This is a genomic window from Lentzea sp. NPDC051213 (assembly GCF_044455585.1).
In the GTDB taxonomy this organism is placed as follows: domain Bacteria; phylum Actinomycetota; class Actinomycetes; order Mycobacteriales; family Pseudonocardiaceae; genus Lentzea.
Window position 1 is genome coordinate 556,741 of sequence record NZ_JBITEX010000006.1, and the last position, 19,870, is coordinate 576,610.

Below are 19,870 nucleotides of genomic sequence, written 5' to 3' on the forward strand. Positions count from 1 at the left end.
CCGAACGAAGAGAAGATCGTTGAGTATCTGAAGTGGGTCACCGCTGATCTCGCCCAGACCCGCCAGCGGCTGGAGGAGGTCGAGGCCGGCAAGCACGAGCCCGTCGCGATCGTCGGCATCGCCTGCCGGTTCCCCGGCGACGTCCGTTCCTCGGAAGACCTGTGGGAACTGGTCTCCGCGGGCCGCGACGCCATCACCGGGTTCCCGACCGACCGCGGCTGGGACCTCGGCACGCTGGCCGGCGGCACCAGCGCGACGCTGCAGGGCGGGTTCCTCTACGACGCGGCGGAGTTCGATCCCGGCTTCTTCGGCATCTCGCCGCGGGAGGCCCTCGCGATGGACCCGCAGCAGCGGCTCCTGCTGCAGACCACGTGGGAAGCCGTCGAACGCGCGGGCATCGACCCGACGACGTTGCGCGGTTCGCGCACCGGTGTGTTCGTCGGCACCAACGGCCAGGACTACGGCCACGTCCTGATCGCCTCCCAGGAGGACGTCGAGGGCCACGCCGGCATGGGCACGGCCGCCAGCGTCATCTCCGGCCGCATCTCCTACACGTTCGGCTTCGAGGGCCCGGCCGTCACCATCGACACCGCGTGCTCTTCTTCGTTGGTCGCGCTGCACCTCGCTGCTGCTGCGCTGCGCAACGGCGAGTGCTCACTCGCACTGGCCGGCGGCGTCACGGTGATGGCGACTTCCTCGAATTTCGCCGGATTCACCCGGCAGGGTGGCCTCGCGACCTCGGGCCGCTGCAAAGCGTTCTCAGACGACGCGGACGGCACCGGCTGGGCTGAGGGCATCGGCGTGCTGCTGGTGGAGAAGCTCTCCGACGCCCAGCGCAACGGCCACCCGGTGCTCGCCGTCGTCGCCGGCAGCGCGGTCAACCAGGACGGCGCCTCCAACGGCCTCTCCGCCCCCAACGGCCCCGCCCAGCGCGAGGTGATCAAGGCCGCGCTGGCCTCCGCCGGCCTGACCGCGTCCGATGTGGACGCGGTCGAAGCCCACGGAACCGGCACGGCGCTGGGAGATCCGATCGAGGCCGAGGCCCTGCTCGCCACCTACGGCCAAGACCGCGCGACCCCGCTGCGCCTCGGCGCGATCAAGTCCAACATCGGCCACACTCAGGCCGCGGCGGGCGTCGCGGGCATCATCAAGATCGTCGAAGCGCTCCGCCACGACACCCTCCCGCCGACCCTGCACGTCACCGAACCGTCGTCCCACGTCGACTGGTCCACGGGCAGCGTCTCCCTCCTGACCGAGACCACGCCCTGGCCCCCCAACGCCAAACCGCGCCGCGCGGGCGTGTCCTCCTTCGGGGTGAGCGGCACCAACGCGCACGTGATCATCCAGGAAGCACCCGCGCCTGAACGGTCCACTCAGCACCCGACCCCGCCAGAACTGTCAGACCCCGGTGAGACGATTGGAGTGGGGACCTCGGTCTCCCCCGGAGGGGGCGAGGCGGGATCGATTCAGGGCCTGGCGGGCCGGCACCCGCTGGTCGTGTCGGCCAAGTCGCAGAACGCCCTGAATGCCCGAGTCGAGCAGGTCAAGGCCCTCGAAGGCGACCCGGCGGACATCGCCCACTCGCTGCTCACCACCCGCCCGACGACGTTCGAGCACCGCGCGGTGCTCCTCGACGGCGAGGTCGTCGCCACCGGCACTGTGGCGCGCAAACCGGTCGCCGCGCTGTTCTCCGGCCAGGGCGCCCAGCGCGTCGGCATGGGCAAGGACCTCTACGAGCGGTTCCCGGTGTTCGCGAAGGCCCTCGACGCGGCGCTGGAACACCTCCCGGCAGGCCTCAAGCAGGTCATGTGGGAGGACGAGGCCGCGCTCGACCAGACCGGTCACACCCAGCCGGCGCTGTTCGCGTTCGAGGTCGCGCTCTACCGGCTGCTGGAGAGCTACGGCTTCAGGGCCGACAAGGTCGCTGGGCATTCCATCGGCGAGATCGCCGCCGCGCACATCGCGGGCGTGCTCTCCCTCGAAGACGCCGCCAAGCTCGTCACCGCTCGCGCGAGCCTCATGCAGGCGCTCCCCGCGGGAGGCGTGATGATCGCGATCCAGGCCACCGAGGACGAGATCACCCCGCACCTCACCGGCGGCGTCTCGCTGGCCGCCATCAACGCCGCGGACTCCGTCGTCATCGCCGGTGTTGAACAAGAGGCATGTAGGATTGTTGAACGATTCAACGATCGCAAGACCAAGCAGCTCCAGGTCAGCCACGCGTTCCACTCGCCGCTGATGGAGCCCATGCTGGACGACTTCCGGCAAGCGATCGCGGGCATTTCGTTCAACAATCCGACGATCCCGTTGTTGACTCGTGGGATTGTTCAACAATCCGAGTACTGGGTCGGCCACGTCCGCGACACCGTCCGGTTCACCGAGAACATCGAGAGCATCGGCGACGCCACGTTCGTCGAGATCGGCCCCAGCGCCGTCCTGGCCGCCCTCGTCGACCGCGCCATCCCGACGATGCGCAAGGACAAGGACGAGGTCACGGCGTTCATCACCGCGCTGGCCAAGCTCTACACCGCCGGCGCCAAGATCAGCTGGCCAACGACCGGGACCAAGACTGCGCTGCCCACCTACCCGTTCGACACCGAGCGGTTCTGGCCGAAGAGCACCATGGCCCCCGGCACCCAGCCCAACGCCAGCCGCCCCGCCCTCTACGAGGTCACCTGGGCCAAGGCCACCGGCACGAACCAGGGAGTGATCGGCGCCAGGTGGGCCATCGTCGGCGGCGACGAGTTCGACCTCGCCCACGTCCTCTACAGCGCGGGCCAGACCGTCACCGGCTACGGCGAGACGCTGGAAGAAGCGGCGAAGAGCACGAAACCGGACGTGTTCGTCGTCGCGGTGACCGGCGACGACACCCCGGAAAGCGCCCACCACCAGACCCAGCGCGTCCTGCGGCTCCTCCAGGAAGCACTCCACTACGAGAACTCCAAGGTCGTCTTCGTCAGCCGCGGCGCCGCCACCGGCGAGGACCTGGCCGCGGCGGCCGCGTGGGGCCTGGTCCGCACCGCACAGGCCGAGAACCCCGGCCGGTTCCTGCTCGTCGACAGCGACGGCCTGGACGTCTCCGGCGCCCGCGTCACCGAGCTCGTCAACGGCGACGAGCCGCAGGTGATCGTCCGCAATGGACAGATCACGGTCGCCAGGCTCGCCGAACTGCCGGAGAACACCGAGAAGACCCACGAGTGGGCCGAGGACGAGACGGTCCTCATCACCGGAGGCACCGGCGGTCTCGGCGCCGAGCTCGCCAAGCACCTCGTCGGCCGGCACGGAGTCAAACACCTGCTGCTCGCCAGCCGTCGCGGCGAAGAGGCCCCCGGCGCGCAGAACCTCAAGCAGGAACTGGAGAACAAGGGCGCCACCGTCACGATCGCGGCCGCCGACATCGCGAACGCCACCGACGTCCGGTCGCTGTTCGCCGCCACCGAGCAGCCGATCACCACCGTGATCCACACCGCGGGTGTGCTGGACGACGCGCTCGTCCACTCGCTCACCCCGGAGAGCACCGAGAAGGTCCTCAAGCCCAAGGTCGACGCCGCGTACCACCTGGCGCGCAACGATCTCAAGCTCCTCGTGTTCTACAGCAGCGTCGCGAACGTCCTGGGCGCCGCCGGTCAGGGCAACTACGCCGCGGCCAACTCCTACCTCGACGCCCTCGCCCTCAGCCGTCCGAAAACGATCAGCCTCGCCTGGGGCCCGTGGGCGCAGGACAGCGGCATGACCGCGGGCCTCAGCGACGCCGCCATGGACCGCATCCAGCGCTCCGGCATGCCCCCGCTCGCCGCCGAGCAGGGCCTCGCACTGTTCGACGCCGCACTAGGCGAAGCCAGGCCCGTCGTCGTCCCGATGCACGTCAACCGCAACCAGCAACGGGTCTCCCCGCTGATGAGCGGCATCGTCGACGAGGCAGCGACCCTGCCGGTGGACAAGGCCGCCGTCACCGTCCTCGACCGGCTGCGCAACGCCGACCCGCAGGAACGCGAGACCATGATCCGCGACCTCGTCGTCGGCACGTCCGCCGTGCTCCTCGGCCACCCCGACCCCACCGCCGTCGACCCGGACAAGGACTTCCTCGAACTCGGCTTCGACAGCCTCATCGCCGTCGAACTCCGCAACCAGCTCAACGACCTGCTCGCCCTCAAGCTCGCCGGATCGGTCGTCTTCGACAGCAAGACCCCGGCGAACCTGGCGGCGACGCTCAACGACCAGCTCGGCACGATCGCGGGCCCCGCGAACAGCACCGGAACCGGTGGCGGCGACACGGTTTTCGGCCTGTTCATGGACAGCCTCAGCAACGGCAAGGTCGTCGAAGGCCTGCGCATGCTGAAAGCGGTCGCCAACCTGCGCCCGATGTTCGACAGCCCGGCCGAACTCGAGGACCTGCCGAGCCCGATCACGCTCGCCGACGGCCCGCAGCTCCCGAAACTCGTCTGCATCAGCGCACCCGGCGCGACCGCGGGCGTGCACATGTACGCGCGGCTCGCCGCCCACCTGCGCGGCAAGCGACACGTCTCGGCACTGCCGCTCATCGGTTTCGGTGAGGGCGAGGCCTTGCCGAGGACCACCGAGGCCGCCGCCAGGTGGGTCGCGGAGAGCGTCCTGAACGGCACCGACGGCGACCCGTTCGTCCTGGTCGGACACTCGTCCGGCGGCACGCTCGCCTACTTCGCGGCCGCGGTGCTCGAGGAGACGTGGGGCATCACCCCGGACGGGGTGATCATGCTCGACACCCTGAGCATGAACTACAACTCCAACGAGGGCATGGACTTCGACGCCGTCACGACGAACTACTTCAACACCATGGACTCACCCGCGGTGAACATGAACAGCACGCGGCTGTCCGCCATGGCGCACTGGTTCCCGCTCATCATCGACACCGGCCTCCAGACGACCGTGCCGAAGCTGCTCATCCGCTGCAGCAACGAGGTCAAGGGCACCGAACTCGTCACGACCGACCAGGACGTCGACGTGCCCGCCGACGAGATCCGCGTCGTTCCCACCGACCACATGGCGATGGTCAAGGAGGACGCCGGGATCGTCGCGCAAGTGATGGAGGACTGGCTCGGCACGTTCGTCAGGGCCTGACAGCAGTCACCAAGAAACCGGCACCGAGAAAACCTGGAAGGCGTCCATGACCACATCGCAGGAACTGCCGCTCATCGGGGTCGAACTGCCGTCGATCCTGACGTTCAGCGAACTGCGCTTGCAGTTGCAGGAGCAGGCACCGGTGTGCCGCATCCGGACGCCGGCGGGCGACGAGGGCTGGCTCGTCACGCGCCACGCCGAGGTGAAATCGTTGCTGCAGAACCAGAAACTCGGCCGCAGCCACAAGGACCCGGCGAGCGCGCCGCGGTTCCTGCGCAACCCCATGCTCGACATGCTCGTCACCAGCGACGACATCGAGGTCGAGAAGGAGCGCCACGAGCAGAAGCGCGTCCTGTACACCAAGAGCTTCGCCGCCCGCCGCGTCATCGAGCGCAAGGAACGCGTCATCGGCATCGCGAACGCCAAGCTCGACGCGATCATCGCCGCCGGTCCGCCCGTCGACCTGCACGACGCCTACTCGATGGACTACTCGCAGCAGGCGCTGTGCGACATGGTCGGCATTCCCGAGGAGGACCGCCGCAAGCTCCTCGACATGATGGACACCGTCGGCGCGTCCGACCAGGACCAGGCCGAAGCCGGCATGGACCCGCTGTTCGGGTTCGGCGCCGACATCGGCGAGAGGCGCCGGTCCGACCTCGGCGACGACGTCATCTCCCGCTTCATCGAGTCCGGCCTCACCAACGAGGAGATCGGCCTCCACGTCGTCACGCTGCTGTTCACCGGCCTCTCGGGCCTCGCGAGCCACCTCGACTTCGGGGTGCTGCTGTTCCTGCGCAACCCCGAACAGCTCGCGAAGGCCCTGGCCGATCCGGAGATCATGGCCCGCGCCGTCGACGAGGTCATGCGCGCCACCATCAGCTCACCCGTCCTGCCCCGCTACGCGAGCGAGGACATCGAGATCGGCGGCGTCACCATCCGCGAGGGCGACCTCGTGATGCTCGACTTCTCCCTGGCCAACTTCGACGCGCGGGCGTTCGACGAGCCGCACAGGTTCGACGTCACCCGCTCGCCCAACCACCACTTCACGTTCGGCCACGGCATGCGGCACTGCACTGGCGCCCCGCTGGTGCGGATCATCCTCGCCGTCGCCTACACGACCCTGTTCGAACGGCTGCCCGGCCTGCGTCTCGCCGTGCCGGAATCGGCGCTCGAAACGCACCCCGGCGGCCGCCTGGCCGGTGGACTGGAGAAGTTCCCGCTCACCTGGTGAAAGGCCGGGTCACTCCTCCTCTTCGAGGCGCGCCTTCTCCGCGAGGCGCGCTTCCTCGGCCTTGAAGTCGACGTAGACCTGGCGTTCGCGGACCAGCCAGTCCGGGTTCTCGTCCTTGATCGCGTTGATCTGGTCCGTGGTCAGCGCGTCGGTGATGCCCGCCCGCAGCAGGCCCGACGACGAGATGCCCAGCTTCTGCGCGATCAGCTGCTTGGGGTGGGGGCCGTTGCGGCGCAGGTCGCGCAGCCACTCCGGCGGGTTCGCCTGCAGCTCGTTCAGCTCGTCGCGCGAGACGACACCGGCCTGGAACTCCTCGGGGGTGGCCTCGAGGTACACGCCCAGCTTCTTCGCGGCGGTGGCGGGCTTCATCGTCTGCTGCGACTTCATGCCGAAGAGAGTAACCGTCTCGTCCGGTAGCCTCAGCACGTGACCGGCTCTTTCACGCTCGCGTACGTCCCAGGTGTGACGCCCGGCAAGTGGGCACGGGTCTGGGAGGAGCGCCTGCCGGAGACCCCGCTGCACCTCGTCCAGGTGACCGTCGCCGAAGCCGCCGCGAAGGTGCGGGCCGGTGAGGCGGACGCGGCGTTGCTCAGGCTGCCCGGCGACCGCGAGGACCTGCACGCGATCCCGCTCTACACCGAGATCAGCGTCGTCGTGTTCCCCAAGGACCACGAGTTCGCCGCGGCCGACGAACTGTCCCTTGAGGACCTGAAGCCGCACGTCCTGTGGCAGCCGCTGGACGACGCGCTGGAGTGGGACTCGGCCCCGGGCCAGCCGCCGGTCGAACGCCCGGAGACCACCGCGGACGCCATCCAGATCGTGGCCGCCGGCGTCGGCATGCTGGTCGTGCCGCAGTCGCTGGCCCGGCTGCACCACCGCAAAGACCTCAAGTACGTGCCGGTGAGCGACGCGCCGCAGTCCCGCGTGGCGCTGTCGTTCCCGATCCGCGACGAGAACCCCGAGCTGATCGAGCACATGATCGGCATCGTCCGCGGCCGGACGGTCAACAGCACGCGCGGTCCCGCGCCGGAACCCGCCAAGAAGCAGGCGCCCAAACAGCAGCAACAGCGGCGGAGTCCCGCACCCCGGCAGCAGAAGCAGCCGGCCAAGCGCGCGAAACCCCGCCGCGGCCGCTAGTCCTGCACGGTGATCGCCTGCGCGGGGCAGATGCCACGGGCCGTGCGCGCGGACGTCTCCGCCTCACCGGACGGGTTGTCGTCCAGCACGGTGACGAACCCGTCGTCGTCCTGGTCGAACACGTCCGGCGCGGCCAGCACGCACTGCGCCGAGCCGATGCACTTGCCGGTGTCCACACTGATCCGTGCCATGACGTTCCTTCCAGAAGTGTTACCAGCGCACTGGTAGCGCGTGGAGTCCGAAGAGGACTCCGTCGTACTTGAACTGCAGTTCCTCGAGCGGGACCGCGACCTCGAGCGTCGGGATCCGCTTGAACAGGCCGCGGTAGGCGACGTCCATCTCCAGCCGCACCAGGTTCTGCCCGAGGCACTGGTGCACGCCGTAGCCGAACGCGACGTGCCCGGTCGCCGATCGCGACGGGTCGAACTCGTGCGGCCGCTCGAACATCTCCGGGTCGTGGTTCGCACCCGCCACCAGCGGCACGACCCCCTCACCGGCGCGGACCAGCTGCCCGCCGATCTCCAGGTCCTCGATCGCCACGCGCAGTGCCACCAGGTCCGCGACCGAGTGGTAGCGCAGGATCTCCTCGATCGTGCGCTCGTCGTCGATCCACTGCTTCTGCTGCAGCAGCGTCACCACGCCGAGCGAGATGTTGTTCGCCGTAGTCTCGTGCCCCGCGATCAGCAGCAGCATCGAGACACCGGAAAGCTCTTGCGGCGTCAGCAGACCGCCCTGGAGCAGCTTGCTGATCAGGTCGTCGCCGGGTCGCTTCGACTTGATCGTGATCAGCCGGTTGATGTAGCGCAGCAGGTGTTCTGACGCCTTGTCCCGTTGCTCGTCGGTCGACGTCAGCGTCACCAGGACCTTGGTCTTCTCCTCGAAGAAGTCGCGGTCCACCTTCGGTACACCCAGCAGGGACGAGATCACCAGTGACGGCACCGTGAGCGAGAAGTCCTCGACGAGCTCTGCGGTGTTGCCCTTGGCCAGCATCTGGTCGATCGCGCGGTCGACGATCTCCTCGACCGCAGGCCGCAATGCTCGGATGCGGCGCACGGTGAACTCGGGGATCAGCGCTTTGCGGAACCTGTTGTGGTCCGGCGGGTCCAGCGACACGAACCAGCCCGGCACGTCGTCTGCGGACGGCGCACCCACGGTGCGCGATGGCCGTGGAAAGCCCTCGTGCGTCGGGTTGGAACTGATGCGCGGATCGGTCAGGACCGACCGCACCTCTTCGTGCCTCGTGACCAGCCACACCGTCTCGCCGGACGGCAACGCGGCCTTCGTCAGGCCGGGTTTCGTGCGGAAGTCCTCATATTCGGGGGGAGGGAAGGACACGCCCGGGCGGCGCATCATGAACGGGACTAGGTCGGCGTCAGTGCTCGTCATGTCATACCTCGTAGAACTGGCGGACTTGCCCCACGATGTAGTCCTGGTCGTCTTCGGACAGCTCGGCGTGGGTGGGGAGGTACAAGCCGTCCTCGGCGAACCGGTTCGCGTTCAGCGTCGGCCACACCGGGTCGAGATAGCCGGGCTGCCTGCTCATCGGTTTGAAGAAGAGGCGGGTCTCGATCCCCTTCTCCGCGAGGAACCTCATGAGCTCCTCACGGCGCTCCGCGCGCAGGTCGTACATCCACAACACGTCACGCGGCGGCATGAGGGTGATGCCCCCGATGCCCCGGAGGCCCTCGTCGTACCGCTTCTCGATCTGTGCGCGCGTTGCGATGATCTCGTCGAGGCGTTCGGTCTGCGCGAGCGCGACCGCGGCCTGCAGGTTGGTCATCCGGAAGTTGTAGGCGAGCTTCTTGTGCAGGAAGCTGTGGTCGCGGGTGAACGCCATGCCGCGCAGGTGCGCCATCTGCCGCGCCAGGTGCGGGTCGTTCGTGACGCAAATACCACCTTCGCCCGAGGTGATGATCTTGTTGGCGAACAGCGAGAACGCCGCGATGTCACCGGTCGGCTTGACGCCGTGCGCCTCCGCGGAGTCCTCGACGACTCTCAGGTTGTACTCGTAGGCCAGTTCGAGGATCGGCTCCATGTCGCACTGCCGGCCGTAGATGTGCACCGGCATGATCACCTTGGTGCGCGGGGTGATCTTCTCCTCGATCTTCGTGACGTCGATGTTCAGGTCGTCGCCGCAGTCGACGAAGACCGGCGTGGCGCCCGTGTAGGTCACCGCCCACGCGCTGGCGATCATGGTGAACTCGGGCACGATCACCTCGTCGCCCGGGCCGATGCCCAGCGCGCGCAACGCGAGCGTCAACGCTGTGGTGCCGGACGAACAGGCGACGCCGTACTTCACGTCGTTGTAGGCGGCGAAGGCCTCCTCGAACCGCGGCACGTACGGGCCCTGCGAGGAGATCCAGCCGTCTGTGATGGCCTTTGTCGTGTATTCGAGTTCGTTGCCGCTCAACGACGGCATCGACACGGGGAATCGGTAGCTCATCGTCAACTCACTTCGAGGCTGTGGAGATCTGGGCGAGCGCCGGCAGGGAGAGGATCAGGTCGGCGGCGGTCTTGCGGCCACCGGCGGCGTGCTGCAGCGCGGCGAGACGTTCGGCGTTCTCGGTGTACCGCGGGTCGTCCAGGACGCGGGTGAGCTTGTCCACGACGTCACGCGGGTCGACGGTGTGCGGCTTGTCCAGCGTCAGCCCGACACCGAAGCTCGTGGCGCGCACGGCCTGGTCGTAGCAGTCGACCCAGAGCGGCCGGGACACCATCGGTTTGCCGAAGTAGATGCTTTCGGTGTAGGCGTTTCCGCCCGCGTGCGTGAAGAACAGCTTGACGTTCGGATGCGCCAGCACGTCCAGCTGCGACGGCACCCACGTCTCGATGCGCAGGTTGCCGGGAAGCTTGTCCGGCAGGTACTTCTGCTGGTCGCGCGGCAGCTTCCAGAGGATCGAATGGTCCTTCTCCAGGGAGTAGGCGACCTGCACGAACGCCTCGACCTGGTCGCGGGTCAGCCGCGTGATCGTGCCGAAACCCATGTACACCACGGACTTCTGCGCGTCGAGCCACTCGCCCAGCTCCCCCGGTTCCGCCTGGGGGAGCGGCGGCACCAGCGCGCCGACCGTGCGGATCTTCTCCGGGATGTCGAACGGGTAGTCCATCTCCGGGATCGAGTAGCACAGCACCAGCTCGGACTTCTCGACCCGCGCGAACTGGCCGGCCGCCTCCGGGGAGATGCCGAGCTCGGCGACCACCTTCGCGTTCTCGGCGTTGCGTTCCTTGTTCCGCGTGGAGAACGCCGTCGCGAGGGTGCGCAGACCGAAGATCCTGTTGGTCCAGCGCTGGGTCCACGACATGCCCGCGGGCAGACCGGTGTGCGGGCGCGGGAAGTCCTTCGGCGTGTACGACGGACCGATCGGCACCGCGGACGTGACGAGGTTCGACGCCACGAACGGGTTGCTGATCACGTATGGGATGCCTTTGGTGATGGCGACCTCGTAGCCGAACATGCACATCGACTCGACGACCATCAATGCCGGCTGGATCTTCTCGACCGCCTCTTCCAGCTTGCGGTACTTGGGAATTCGCAGCGAAGGCCGGTGGGTCTGGTCGATGACGGCCTTGCGCGCCTTGAACCGCGACCGCTGCGTCACTTTCGCGTAGGTCTCGTCGTCCCAGGTGACCGACGACATCTCCTCGATCACGTCCCCCAGCGAGAAGAACCGGATCGGCGAACCGACCGCCGCCGCCTCCACCTCCTCGCGGCCCTTGTCGTCCGTGGCGAACCACAGGTTCTCGACCCCGCGGCGCGACAGTTCCTCCGCGAGCACGAGCATCGGGTTCAGCAGGCCGCTCTCCGGCAGACTGACGAACAGGATCGGCCGCTCGCTCATGGACTTCACCCTTCTGCACCACGCCAATGACGGGCAGCCTGCCGGACGGTTCAGGGGTGTGTCCCGGTGTGTGAGCGTTCTCCAGAAGAAGCCCTAGTGTTGGAAGCACCGCAAGTCCAGAAGAAAACTTAGAACTGGGCCGTATCGATTTCATGGGGATGCGTCGGCCTGCCACCCTCGATTTCGATTCGTCGTGCCCGTGAACCTCGGGGGACGCGGTGGTGCCTCAACACCACTCACCGCGCTGCGGCACGTCGGCTTCCTGGCGAGAGGTACATCATCATGACCGGGACGTACGACAACAGCATGACCAAGGCGAGGCTCGCGGGCCTGATCGAGCGAGACGACCAATGGGTCACCTTGGAGACACTGTTGACGGATTCCCTGTCAGGATCCGGAAGGGTCGCTCTGCTCACCGGTCCGGTCGCCAGCGGGAAGACAGAGCTGCTGCACGCGTTCGGTGAGGCCTGCGGCGTCGGCTTCGTCAAGGCCACCTGCTCGGCGTTCGAACGCGACCTGCCTTTCGGTGTGCTGGGCCAGATCTTCCACCCGCTGGACGCCCCGGCCGAGGTGGGCGAACTGCTGGACGCCGCCGCGCGCTCCGCGGACGGGCCGACGGCACGCCAGCTGCACGCCCTGTGCATCGCGCTGCTGGACCTGACGGCGGAAACGCCGCTGGTGATAGGCATCGACGACGTGCAGCACGCCGACTCGTCGTCGTTGCACTGGCTGCTCTACCTGATCCGCCGGCTAGGTCAGGCGAAGGTGCTGCTGATGCTCACCGAGACCGCCTCCCCGCGCGCCGCCCACACCGCCCTGCACACCGAACTGCTGCGGCACCCGCATTGCCGCGACATCTCTTTGGCACCAATGACTTCTGTCGACGACCTGTTCGACACACCCCTGCACGCCGAGGGCGCGATGGCGCTCACCGGTGGTAATCCTCTGCTCATCCGATCACTGCTCGACGACCAGCGGCTGTGCAAGCCGCGCGACGACGGCGGCCTGGTCATCGGCCCCAGCTACCGCCGCGCCCTGGTGAGCTGCCTGCATCGCAGCGATCACCACGTCCTCCCCGTCGCACGGGCGCTGGCCGTCACAGGCGAGAACGCGACGCACGAGTCGCTGGGCCGCCTGGCCCGCGCCGATTCCGACACCGTCGTGTCCGCGCTCGACGTGATGAACGAGGCCGGCCTGCTCTCGGACGGCTGGTTCCGCGACCCGGCGGCCCGCGGCGCCGTGCTGGACGATCTGTCCACTCAGGACCGCAAGGAGATGTACCTCGGCGCGGCCCTGCTGCTGCACGACGAGGGCGCGCCCGCGACCGAGGTCGCCCCGTACCTGGTGATGGCCGACCACTCCGAGAACCCCTGGATGGTCCCGGTCTTCGAAGAAGCCGCCGAGCACGCCCTGCGCGACGAGCAGATCGACACCGCCCTGCGCTACCTCGAACTGGCCCACCGCGCCTGCGTCGAGGTGCACGGCCGGGCGGCGATCGCGGCGAAGCTGGTCCGCGTGGAGTGGCGGGTGAACCCGTCGGCCGGCGGGCGCCGCCTGGGCACCGTGGTGCCGGCGATGCGCGCCGGGCAGCTCTCCGACCGCGACGTGACCTCGCTGGTACAACCGATGCTGTGGAACTGCCAGGTCGACGAGGCCACCGAGGCCCTGGAACGGGTCCGCCGCGCCGCCGCCACGACCACCGGGCTGCGCGCGATGGAGCTGTGGCTGGCGTGCTCGCACCCGACACTGGCGCGGCGGGCCACCACCGCCCCGGAGTCGGTGAAGACCCGGATGGTGAGCCTGACGTCCGGCCCGATGCTCAAGGCGGTCACCGCTCTGGCGAACGTGCTGACGTACGGGTCCAACGACGCGTCCGCGACCGACGCCGAGCACGTGCTGCAGGCGGCGCGGCCGTCCGACAGCGGCTCGTGGGGCCCGGAGTCGGCGATGCTGGCGTTGCAGGCTCTGGTGTACGCGGACCGGCTGGACGTAGCGGCGCAGTGGTGCGACAAGCTGCTGGAGGAGGCGCGCAGCAAGAACCTCGGGGTGGCGCGCGCGTTCTTCTCGTGCGTCCGGGCCGAGGTGTCCTTGCGCCGCGGTGACCTGACGTCGGCCCACGAGCACGCGCAGAACGCACTGGACTTCATGCCGGCCGGCGGCTGGGGTGTCGCGCTCGGCATGCCGCTGGGGATCCTGATCAACGCCGCCACGAAGATGGGCCGGCACGAGGAAGCGGCGTCGTTGCTGGAGCAGTCCGTGCCGGAGGCGATGTTCCAGTCGCGGTACGGGTTGCACTACCTCTACGCGCGCGGCCACCACTACCTGGCGACCTCGCGGCACTACGCGGCGCTGGCGGACTTCCTGTCCTGCGGTGAGTTGATGACGTCGTGGGGCGTTGATCAGCCCGGCGTGGTGTCGTGGAGGACCTCGGCCGCGGAGGCGTGGTTGCTGCACGGCGCGAATCGGGACGAGGCCAAGCGGCTGATCAACGAGCAACTGGCCCGGCTGGGGCCGGATTCCTCGCGGACGCGTGGGGTCGCGTTGCGGCTCTTGGCCGCGACGAACCAGCCGCACAACCGGCCGCAGCTGTTGCAAGACGCCGTGGTGATCCTGGAGGAGTACGGGGACCAGTACGAGCTCGCCCGCGCGCTGGCCGATCTGTCCAAGGCGCATCAGGCTTTGCGGGAACACCGGCGGGCCTGGACGGTGGCGCGGCGGGCCTGGCACGTGGCCAACGTGTGTGATGCCGCTGAATTGTGCGAGGAGTTGTTGCCTTCTCGGGCTAAGGCTGAGGGTGAGGACGCTCCTGCTGAGGAGAAGCCGGCGGATCCGATCGCTACCTTGACCGATGCTGAGCGGCGGGTTGCTGCGTTGGCCGCTGTTGGGTACACGAATCGGGAGATCGCTTCCAAGTTGTACATCACGCCTTCGACGATTGAGCAGCATCTGACTCGGGTCTATCGGAAGCTCAACGTCAAGTACCGGAAGGATTTGCCGGCGGATCTGCACTCCTATCTGCCGAGCACGGCCTGACCTTGGCGTGGCGTGGGTTGCGCTGACCTGCGCGAACAGAAACTGTCAGACCCGTCTGGGAGAATGACAAACAGGGGTCCCCCTGGGCTGCACTGCTCCCCGGAAGTTGGACTGTTGATCGGTTCCGGCTTTCGGGGAGTGTTGTGTATTCGAGGAGTTCGTTGTCTGAGCGGCAGCGTGAGGCTGCTGTGCTGTTGTTCGAGGCCGGGTTTGGTCGTGGTGTGGTGGCGGCCCGGCTGGGTGTGGGTCGTGCCGCGGTGGCACGCTTGCATGATCGATGGAGGTTGCGAGGCGCGGGAGCGCTGATGATCAGGCCGAATGGGCGGGCGTTTGCGTTCGAGTTCAAGCTCGAGGTCGTGCGCAGGTTCGTCAGTGGTGAGGCGACCGCGATCGAGCTGGCCGCCGAGTACGGGTTGTCCTCGCCGAAGCTGGTGCAGAGCTGGGTGCGGGTGTATCGGCGGGAGGGTGAGGACGCGTTGCGGCCCAAGCCGAAACGACCGCCTAAGGCCGTCCCGGGCACCTCTGAGACCTCGGACGTGTCTGAGCTGGAGCGGCTGCGGGCGGAGAATCAGCGGCTGGCGGCGGAGAACGCCTACTTGAAAAAACTGCGGGCCTTGAGGGAGCAGGGGCGAGGGTGAAGACCCAGGTCATCGCCACTCTCAAGGCCGAGTTTCCGCTGGTGGTGCTGCTGGAGGTCGCGGGACTGGCCCGCTCGACTTTCTTCTATCACCAGGCCCGGCTGGACAGGCCGGATCCGCAGGCCGCGCTCAAGGCCGCGATCACCGGGGTGTTCACGCAGGCCCAAGGCCGCTACGGGTATCGGCGGGTCCACGTCATGCTGAGGCGCGCGGGCTGGCAGGTCGCGGCCAAGACCGTGCTGAAACTGATGAACAGCCTGGGTTTGGTCTGTCAGATACGGCGGCGTCGGCGCTACCGGGCTTTCGCGGGCCGGCCGGGCATGGCCGCGCCGAACGTGCTGGACCGCCAGTTCGGCACGCCGGCCCCGAACACCGCGTGGGTCACCGACCTCACCGAGTTCAAGATCACTGACCGCAAGGTCTACCTGTCGCCGGTGATCGACCTGTTCGACCGCTCGATCGTCGCTTACAGCCACGGGCTGTCGCCGTCACTGGAGCTGGCGAACTCCTCGCTGCGCAAGGCCGTCGCCACCCTGCAGCCAGGGCAGCGGCCGCTGGTGCACTCTGACCAGGGCTTCCACTACCAGCACATCTCCTGGCAGCGGATCCTCACCGACGCCGGCCTGACCCAGTCCATGTCACGACGCGGCAACTGCCTGGACAACGCCATCGCCGAGAACTTCTTCAGCCACCTCAAAGAAGAACTCTTCCACCACACCAAGTTCGACAGCGTCGAGGACTTCACCACCGCCCTCGACGACTACATGGGTTGGTTCAACACCACCCGCATCTCCACCGCGCTAGGAAACCTGAGCCCGGCCGACTACCGAGCCCAGGCCCCCACCACCTAACCTTCAGCCCTCAGTCCAACTTTCGGGCAGCAGTGCAGGCGGGGGACCCCTGCGGCAGCTCGGCCAGAGCAGAGGTCAGAGCAGCGGCAGCTGCTCCTTGAGCTCCCGAACCAACTCCGGCAGATCAGCCCGATCCCGAGCGAACCCGAACACGTAGTAATCCGGCCGCACCAACGCAGCCACCTTCTTGTGCCCCGCCAACCAAGGCAGGTACATCCGCTCGACGTCCACCACCTCATGCGCGCGAGCGATCTTAGGCGGAATCCCGGCCGGCATCACCCGCACGAGCACAGTCCCCAAGGTCTTCAGGAACTCCAACTCGTCTTCACCCAAAGCCTCATAGGGATCCAGCGTGGTGATCAACTGCCACCCACGCCCCACGACCTCGTCGAACCGATCCCGCACAGCCCCGCGCGCCACCACCCCCTGCGGCGACAGCTCGCCATCCGGCAGCGAGATCCCCTCGGCACCACGCCGGACGACGCCGTCCTCCAGCGCATAGGCGGAAGGCGCCAGGTCCACACCCTCGGGCTTGGACTGCATGGCGATCAGGAACGCGTCCCGCCGGGCCGCCGCGACCGGGTCGAGCTCCGACACGATCTTGCCCACCTCGATGGACATCTCGATCGTGTGCCGCACCTGCAAAGCACGTTCGGCCTGGTACGCGTCGAGCAGCGAATCCGAGGCCAGGTCCCGCATCACGAGATCGAGCTTCCACGCCAGGTTCACCGAGTCGCGGATGCCCGAACACATGCCCTGCCCGGCGAACGGCGGCATGAGGTGCGCCGAGTCACCGGCCAGCAACAGACGTCCGTTGCGCCACTTGTCCGCTATCGCCGCCTGGAACGTGTACACGATGTTCCGCGTCAGGTCGGCCTTGTCCGGCGTCACGTCGTAGGGGGCGAGCAGCTCCCACATCCGCTCCACAGTGGACATCTCTTCGATGGACTCGCCGGGCAGCCGCATGAACTCCCACCGCCGGTGCCCGCGCCCGGAGGCGACGATCGTGGTGGGCCGCGCCGGGTCGCACACCTGCACGTCGTTGGGGCGGAAGGCGCGCTTCTCGTGGAAGACGACGTCGACCAGCAGCCAGTCGTGCTTGAAGTTCAGGTCGATCATGCGCGAGCCCATGACGTCGCGCACGAAGCTGTTCGCGCCATCGCAGCCGATGACCCAGGACGCCGTGACGTCACCCTCGAAGTCCGGGCCGGGCGCGGTCAGCGACACGTGTGAGCCGTGGTCGGTGATCGCCTCCACCTTGTGCCCGAACAGGGTCGTGATGTTCGGCAGGGTCAGCACGTGCTCGCGCAGCGCCCGTTCGAACGTCGGCTGGTGCATCACCGTGGCGATCGGCCAGCCGTCGCGGCCGGGCTCGTAAGGCGCCTCGAACGAGAACAGCTCGCGGCCCTCGGCGTTCTGGAACATGTACTGGCCCAGGGGTTCCCCGAGCTCCATCAGGTCGGCGCCGATGCCGGCCGAGGCGAACGAGCGCGCGGTCTCGCCGTCGAACGCGACGACGCGCGGGAACGGGTACTGGCCGCGGTACTTCTCCAGGATGACGACCCGCCATCCCTTGTGGGCCAGGAGGATGGCCAGAACGAGGCCGACCGGGCCGCAGCCGACCACCGCCACGTCGGCAGTGTTGTCGGCGGCGGCCCGGCCGGCCAGCTGCGGTGACGTCATCTAGTTTCCCTGTCTGCGAGAGTCAGAAAACCGAGTCGATCACTCCGAGCGCCTGTTCGGGGTTCAGCCGCGGGTCGCAGAGGGTCTCGTAGCGCTCGGAGAGAGCCTTCTCGTCGGGGACAGGCCCGCCGACGCACTCCGTCACGTCGGTCGCGGCCACTTCCAGGTGCAAGCCGGCCGCGTGTGCGCCCTCGTGCTCCAGGATGTGCCGGAACGCCGTGGCCTCCTCGATGATATGAGTGACATGTCGAGTCTTTTGCCCAGTTTCGGCCGTGACGGTGTTGCCGTGCATGGGATCCGAGAGCCAGACGACGGGGTGACCGGCGCGCTGCACGGCACGCACGATCGGCGGCAGGGCGACGTGGATGTCCTCGCGTCCCATGCGGACGATCAGCGTCAGGCGGCCGGGCGTGTGGTGCGGGTCGAGCAGCTGGCACAGGCGGACGACGGTCTCCGGGTCCGCGGTCGGGCCGACCTTGACGCCGATCGGGTTGGCGATCGCGGCGAACATCGAGACGTGGGCGTGGTCGAGCTGGCGGGTGCGCTCGCCGATCCACGGGAAGTGCGTCGAGGTGAGGAACTGCTCGCCCGTGCGCTCGTCCGTGCGAATGAGCGAGTTCTCGTAATCCAGCACCAATGCCTCGTGGGCCACCCACGGTCCACCGGCCAGTTCCTCGGCACTTCCCGACCAATGGGCGCGCACTTCTCGGATAACTGAAGCCGACGCGTCATAAGCCAGCAGCATTCGTTCGGGGTCGTGCCGGCGGGAGAAAACATCGCCTTCGAACGAATTGACCAGCTCACCGCGGAACGAGGGCACGTCGACCCCGTCGACCGTTTCGAAGTTGCTCGAACGAGGCTTCGCGTACTGGCCAGCCATCCGTCCGAAACGTGCCACCTGCTGCCCGGTCCGTTCCGCCAACCGGGAAGCGATCCGGCCGATGTTCCGCACCTTTCGGGAAGTTGTCAGCGGGTCGGCGTCGGAAAAGGACTCCGCGCAGTCACCGAGCTGCAAGACACGCGCCTCACCGAGGGCGGCGAGACCGAGTGCGCGCTTCGCCTCGCGAATTTCGGAATGAGCGACCAGGGGCAGTGCGCCGGACAGTTCGGCCTCGACGAGGTCGTACTCCGGGTGGTGGTGCCAGTGGGGCTGCTGCGTCGCGGGCAACGTCATCCACGGGGCGGCGGTCTGGGTGTACGTGAACTCCGTCAGCTTCACCGTCTGAGGCATTGTGCTGGCTCCTGGTTCTGGTTCGGCCGGACGTTTCAGGCGACGACGCCCTCGATCTCCACGAGGAGATCGGCACGGCACACGTCGACGTTCAGGTACTGGATTCGAGCGTTCGGGGAGAAACGCTGTTCACACATCTTCCGCACGGCCGGGATGTCAGCGCGGTGACGGACGTAGACCTTGATGTTGTCGAGGTTCAGCAAGGAATTGCCCTGCTCGATCTCGTACTCCGCCAGGTTCTCGTCGGAGATGAGGTGTTCGATGTTGTCCAGGGACAGTTCGACCTGCCGGGCGAGGTCGCCGTCGTGCACCGTCTCGTGCCCGCGGATGCTGGCGGTACCGGCCACGTAGATCTGCCCTGACCTGCGGTCGGTGTGCGTGGCGGCGAGGTAGGTGGCCCGCGCGAACTTGGGCGGGCGCGGGCCGTACTGCCTCGGGTAGTGGTAGGCGGCCATCTGCTTGGAGTTCTCCACCGACGTCAGCGCGGCGGAGCGGGAGGCGAGGAAGTAGAACGCGATCCCGCCGCCCTGCGACCCGATTCCGGTCGCACTCGGCACCTCCTTGTCGCCGAAGTGGAACAGTTCGAACGCCTCCGCGCGGCCCTTGCAGAAGTCCCGGTAGATCTCCAGGCCCTCGGTGTTGTCCGCGTTGATGTCGTTGATGAAGTTCCACATGCGGAAGCAGTTCTTGTAGCCGAGGGTGTCCATCAGGTCGAGCGCCGCCACGTAGGCCGCGCGGGTCTCCTCGGTGTAGCGCCCCGTCGGGGCGATCCGGCCCGTGACGAGCAGGTACTCGCCGTCGTGGGCGTAAACGATGCCGTGGTGCTCGCCGGTCTCGACGGGCCGGCTGGTCGACCACACCTCCGCGAATGCCTCACCGAGGTCCACGGCCATGTGCAGGTCGAGTGTGAGAAGGCCATTCTCCACGCGGGGGTCGCGGCACTCGGTCGTGTAGTTGATGACGCCGAGGACGTTTTCGGTGGCCGCCACGTGGCTGACTTCGTTCAGGCCGGTGAACTGAGAGGTGGGAAGGTTCACCGTCTGCTGCGCCTGAGTCATTTGAATGCCCCTCCGAGGAGTAGGTAAAACATTTTGCGGAGTTAAACCGGATTTTTGTTTCGGACTTCTCTT

Annotated in this window: 13 protein-coding genes and 1 pseudogene; 6 read left to right on the plus strand and 8 right to left on the minus strand. The window is 67.7% G+C overall.

Annotation, left to right across the window (positions count from 1 at the left end):
- Positions 1 to 6: 6 nt before the first annotated feature.
- Positions 7 to 5,097, plus strand: a pseudogene (locus ACIA8G_RS28190) (SDR family NAD(P)-dependent oxidoreductase); the annotation flags it as partial.
- A gap of 46 nt (positions 5,098 to 5,143) precedes the next feature.
- The gene (locus ACIA8G_RS28195; RefSeq protein WP_396421685.1) at positions 5,144 to 6,328 is read left to right on the plus strand and encodes a cytochrome P450; all 1,185 of its coding nucleotides are present in this window, start codon (positions 5,144 to 5,146) and stop codon (positions 6,326 to 6,328) included.
- Positions 6,329 to 6,337: 9 nt separating this feature from the next.
- Here ACIA8G_RS28195 and ACIA8G_RS28200 read toward each other — a convergent pair whose 3' ends face one another.
- Positions 6,338 to 6,697, minus strand: coding sequence for a DUF5997 family protein (locus tag ACIA8G_RS28200; RefSeq protein WP_396421769.1), 360 nt, complete (start codon positions 6,695 to 6,697; stop codon positions 6,338 to 6,340).
- Between the two features lie 57 nt (positions 6,698 to 6,754).
- Between ACIA8G_RS28200 and ACIA8G_RS28205 the strand changes: the two genes are divergently transcribed.
- Positions 6,755 to 7,465 carry a LysR family transcriptional regulator substrate-binding protein gene (locus ACIA8G_RS28205; protein ID WP_396421686.1) on the plus strand — a complete coding sequence of 237 codons (711 nt, stop codon included), beginning with the start codon at positions 6,755 to 6,757 and terminating at the stop codon, positions 7,463 to 7,465.
- Here ACIA8G_RS28205 and ACIA8G_RS28210 read toward each other — a convergent pair.
- The 4 genes from ACIA8G_RS28210 to ACIA8G_RS28225 are packed head-to-tail and all read right to left on the minus strand — an operon-like array spanning position 7,462 to position 11,304.
- Positions 7,462 to 7,656, minus strand: coding sequence for a ferredoxin (locus ACIA8G_RS28210; RefSeq protein ID WP_396421687.1), 195 nt, complete (start codon positions 7,654 to 7,656; stop codon positions 7,462 to 7,464). The genes ACIA8G_RS28205 and ACIA8G_RS28210 overlap by 4 nt on opposite strands.
- Before the next feature lie 19 nt (positions 7,657 to 7,675).
- On the minus strand, positions 7,676 to 8,851 hold the full coding sequence (locus ACIA8G_RS28215; RefSeq protein WP_396421688.1) for a cytochrome P450: 1,176 nt from the start codon (positions 8,849 to 8,851) through the stop codon (positions 7,676 to 7,678).
- Between the two features lies 1 nt (position 8,852).
- Positions 8,853 to 9,908: a DegT/DnrJ/EryC1/StrS family aminotransferase gene (locus tag ACIA8G_RS28220; RefSeq protein WP_396421689.1), complete on the minus strand. Its 1,056-nt coding sequence runs from the start codon at positions 9,906 to 9,908 to the stop codon at positions 8,853 to 8,855.
- A 7-nt stretch (positions 9,909 to 9,915) separates the two neighbouring features.
- Positions 9,916 to 11,304 carry a glycosyltransferase gene (locus tag ACIA8G_RS28225; RefSeq protein WP_396421690.1) on the minus strand — a complete coding sequence of 463 codons (1,389 nt, stop codon included), beginning with the start codon at positions 11,302 to 11,304 and terminating at the stop codon, positions 9,916 to 9,918.
- A gap of 282 nt (positions 11,305 to 11,586) precedes the next feature.
- Between ACIA8G_RS28225 and ACIA8G_RS28230 the strand changes: the two genes are divergently transcribed.
- From ACIA8G_RS28230 to ACIA8G_RS28240, 3 genes are all read left to right on the plus strand, one after another.
- Positions 11,587 to 14,337, plus strand: coding sequence for an AAA family ATPase (locus tag ACIA8G_RS28230; protein ID WP_396421691.1), 2,751 nt, complete (start codon positions 11,587 to 11,589; stop codon positions 14,335 to 14,337).
- A 305-nt stretch (positions 14,338 to 14,642) separates the two neighbouring features.
- Positions 14,643 to 14,975 (plus strand): helix-turn-helix domain-containing protein, encoded by a 333-nt coding sequence (locus tag ACIA8G_RS28235; RefSeq protein WP_396421770.1) that lies wholly within the window; start codon positions 14,643 to 14,645, stop codon positions 14,973 to 14,975.
- On the plus strand, positions 14,972 to 15,826 hold the full coding sequence (locus ACIA8G_RS28240) for an IS3 family transposase (protein ID WP_396421692.1): 855 nt from the start codon (positions 14,972 to 14,974) through the stop codon (positions 15,824 to 15,826). Before ACIA8G_RS28235 ends, ACIA8G_RS28240 begins: the two co-directional genes overlap by 4 nt.
- A 75-nt stretch (positions 15,827 to 15,901) precedes the next feature.
- Here the strand turns inward: ACIA8G_RS28240 and ACIA8G_RS28245 are convergent, their stop codons facing one another.
- Genes ACIA8G_RS28245 through ACIA8G_RS28255 form a run of 3 tightly spaced genes read right to left on the minus strand, consistent with a single transcriptional unit; the run spans position 15,902 to position 19,798 of the window.
- The gene (locus ACIA8G_RS28245; RefSeq protein ID WP_396421693.1) at positions 15,902 to 17,509 is read right to left on the minus strand and encodes a bifunctional 3-(3-hydroxy-phenyl)propionate/3-hydroxycinnamic acid hydroxylase; all 1,608 of its coding nucleotides are present in this window, start codon (positions 17,507 to 17,509) and stop codon (positions 15,902 to 15,904) included.
- Positions 17,510 to 17,531: 22 nt separating this feature from the next.
- On the minus strand, positions 17,532 to 18,740 hold the full coding sequence (locus ACIA8G_RS28250; protein ID WP_396421694.1) for a 3-deoxy-7-phosphoheptulonate synthase: 1,209 nt from the start codon (positions 18,738 to 18,740) through the stop codon (positions 17,532 to 17,534).
- A gap of 35 nt (positions 18,741 to 18,775) precedes the next feature.
- Positions 18,776 to 19,798, minus strand: coding sequence for an FkbO/Hyg5 family chorismatase (locus ACIA8G_RS28255; RefSeq protein ID WP_396421695.1), 1,023 nt, complete (start codon positions 19,796 to 19,798; stop codon positions 18,776 to 18,778).
- Between the last annotated feature and the right edge of the window lie 72 nt (positions 19,799 to 19,870).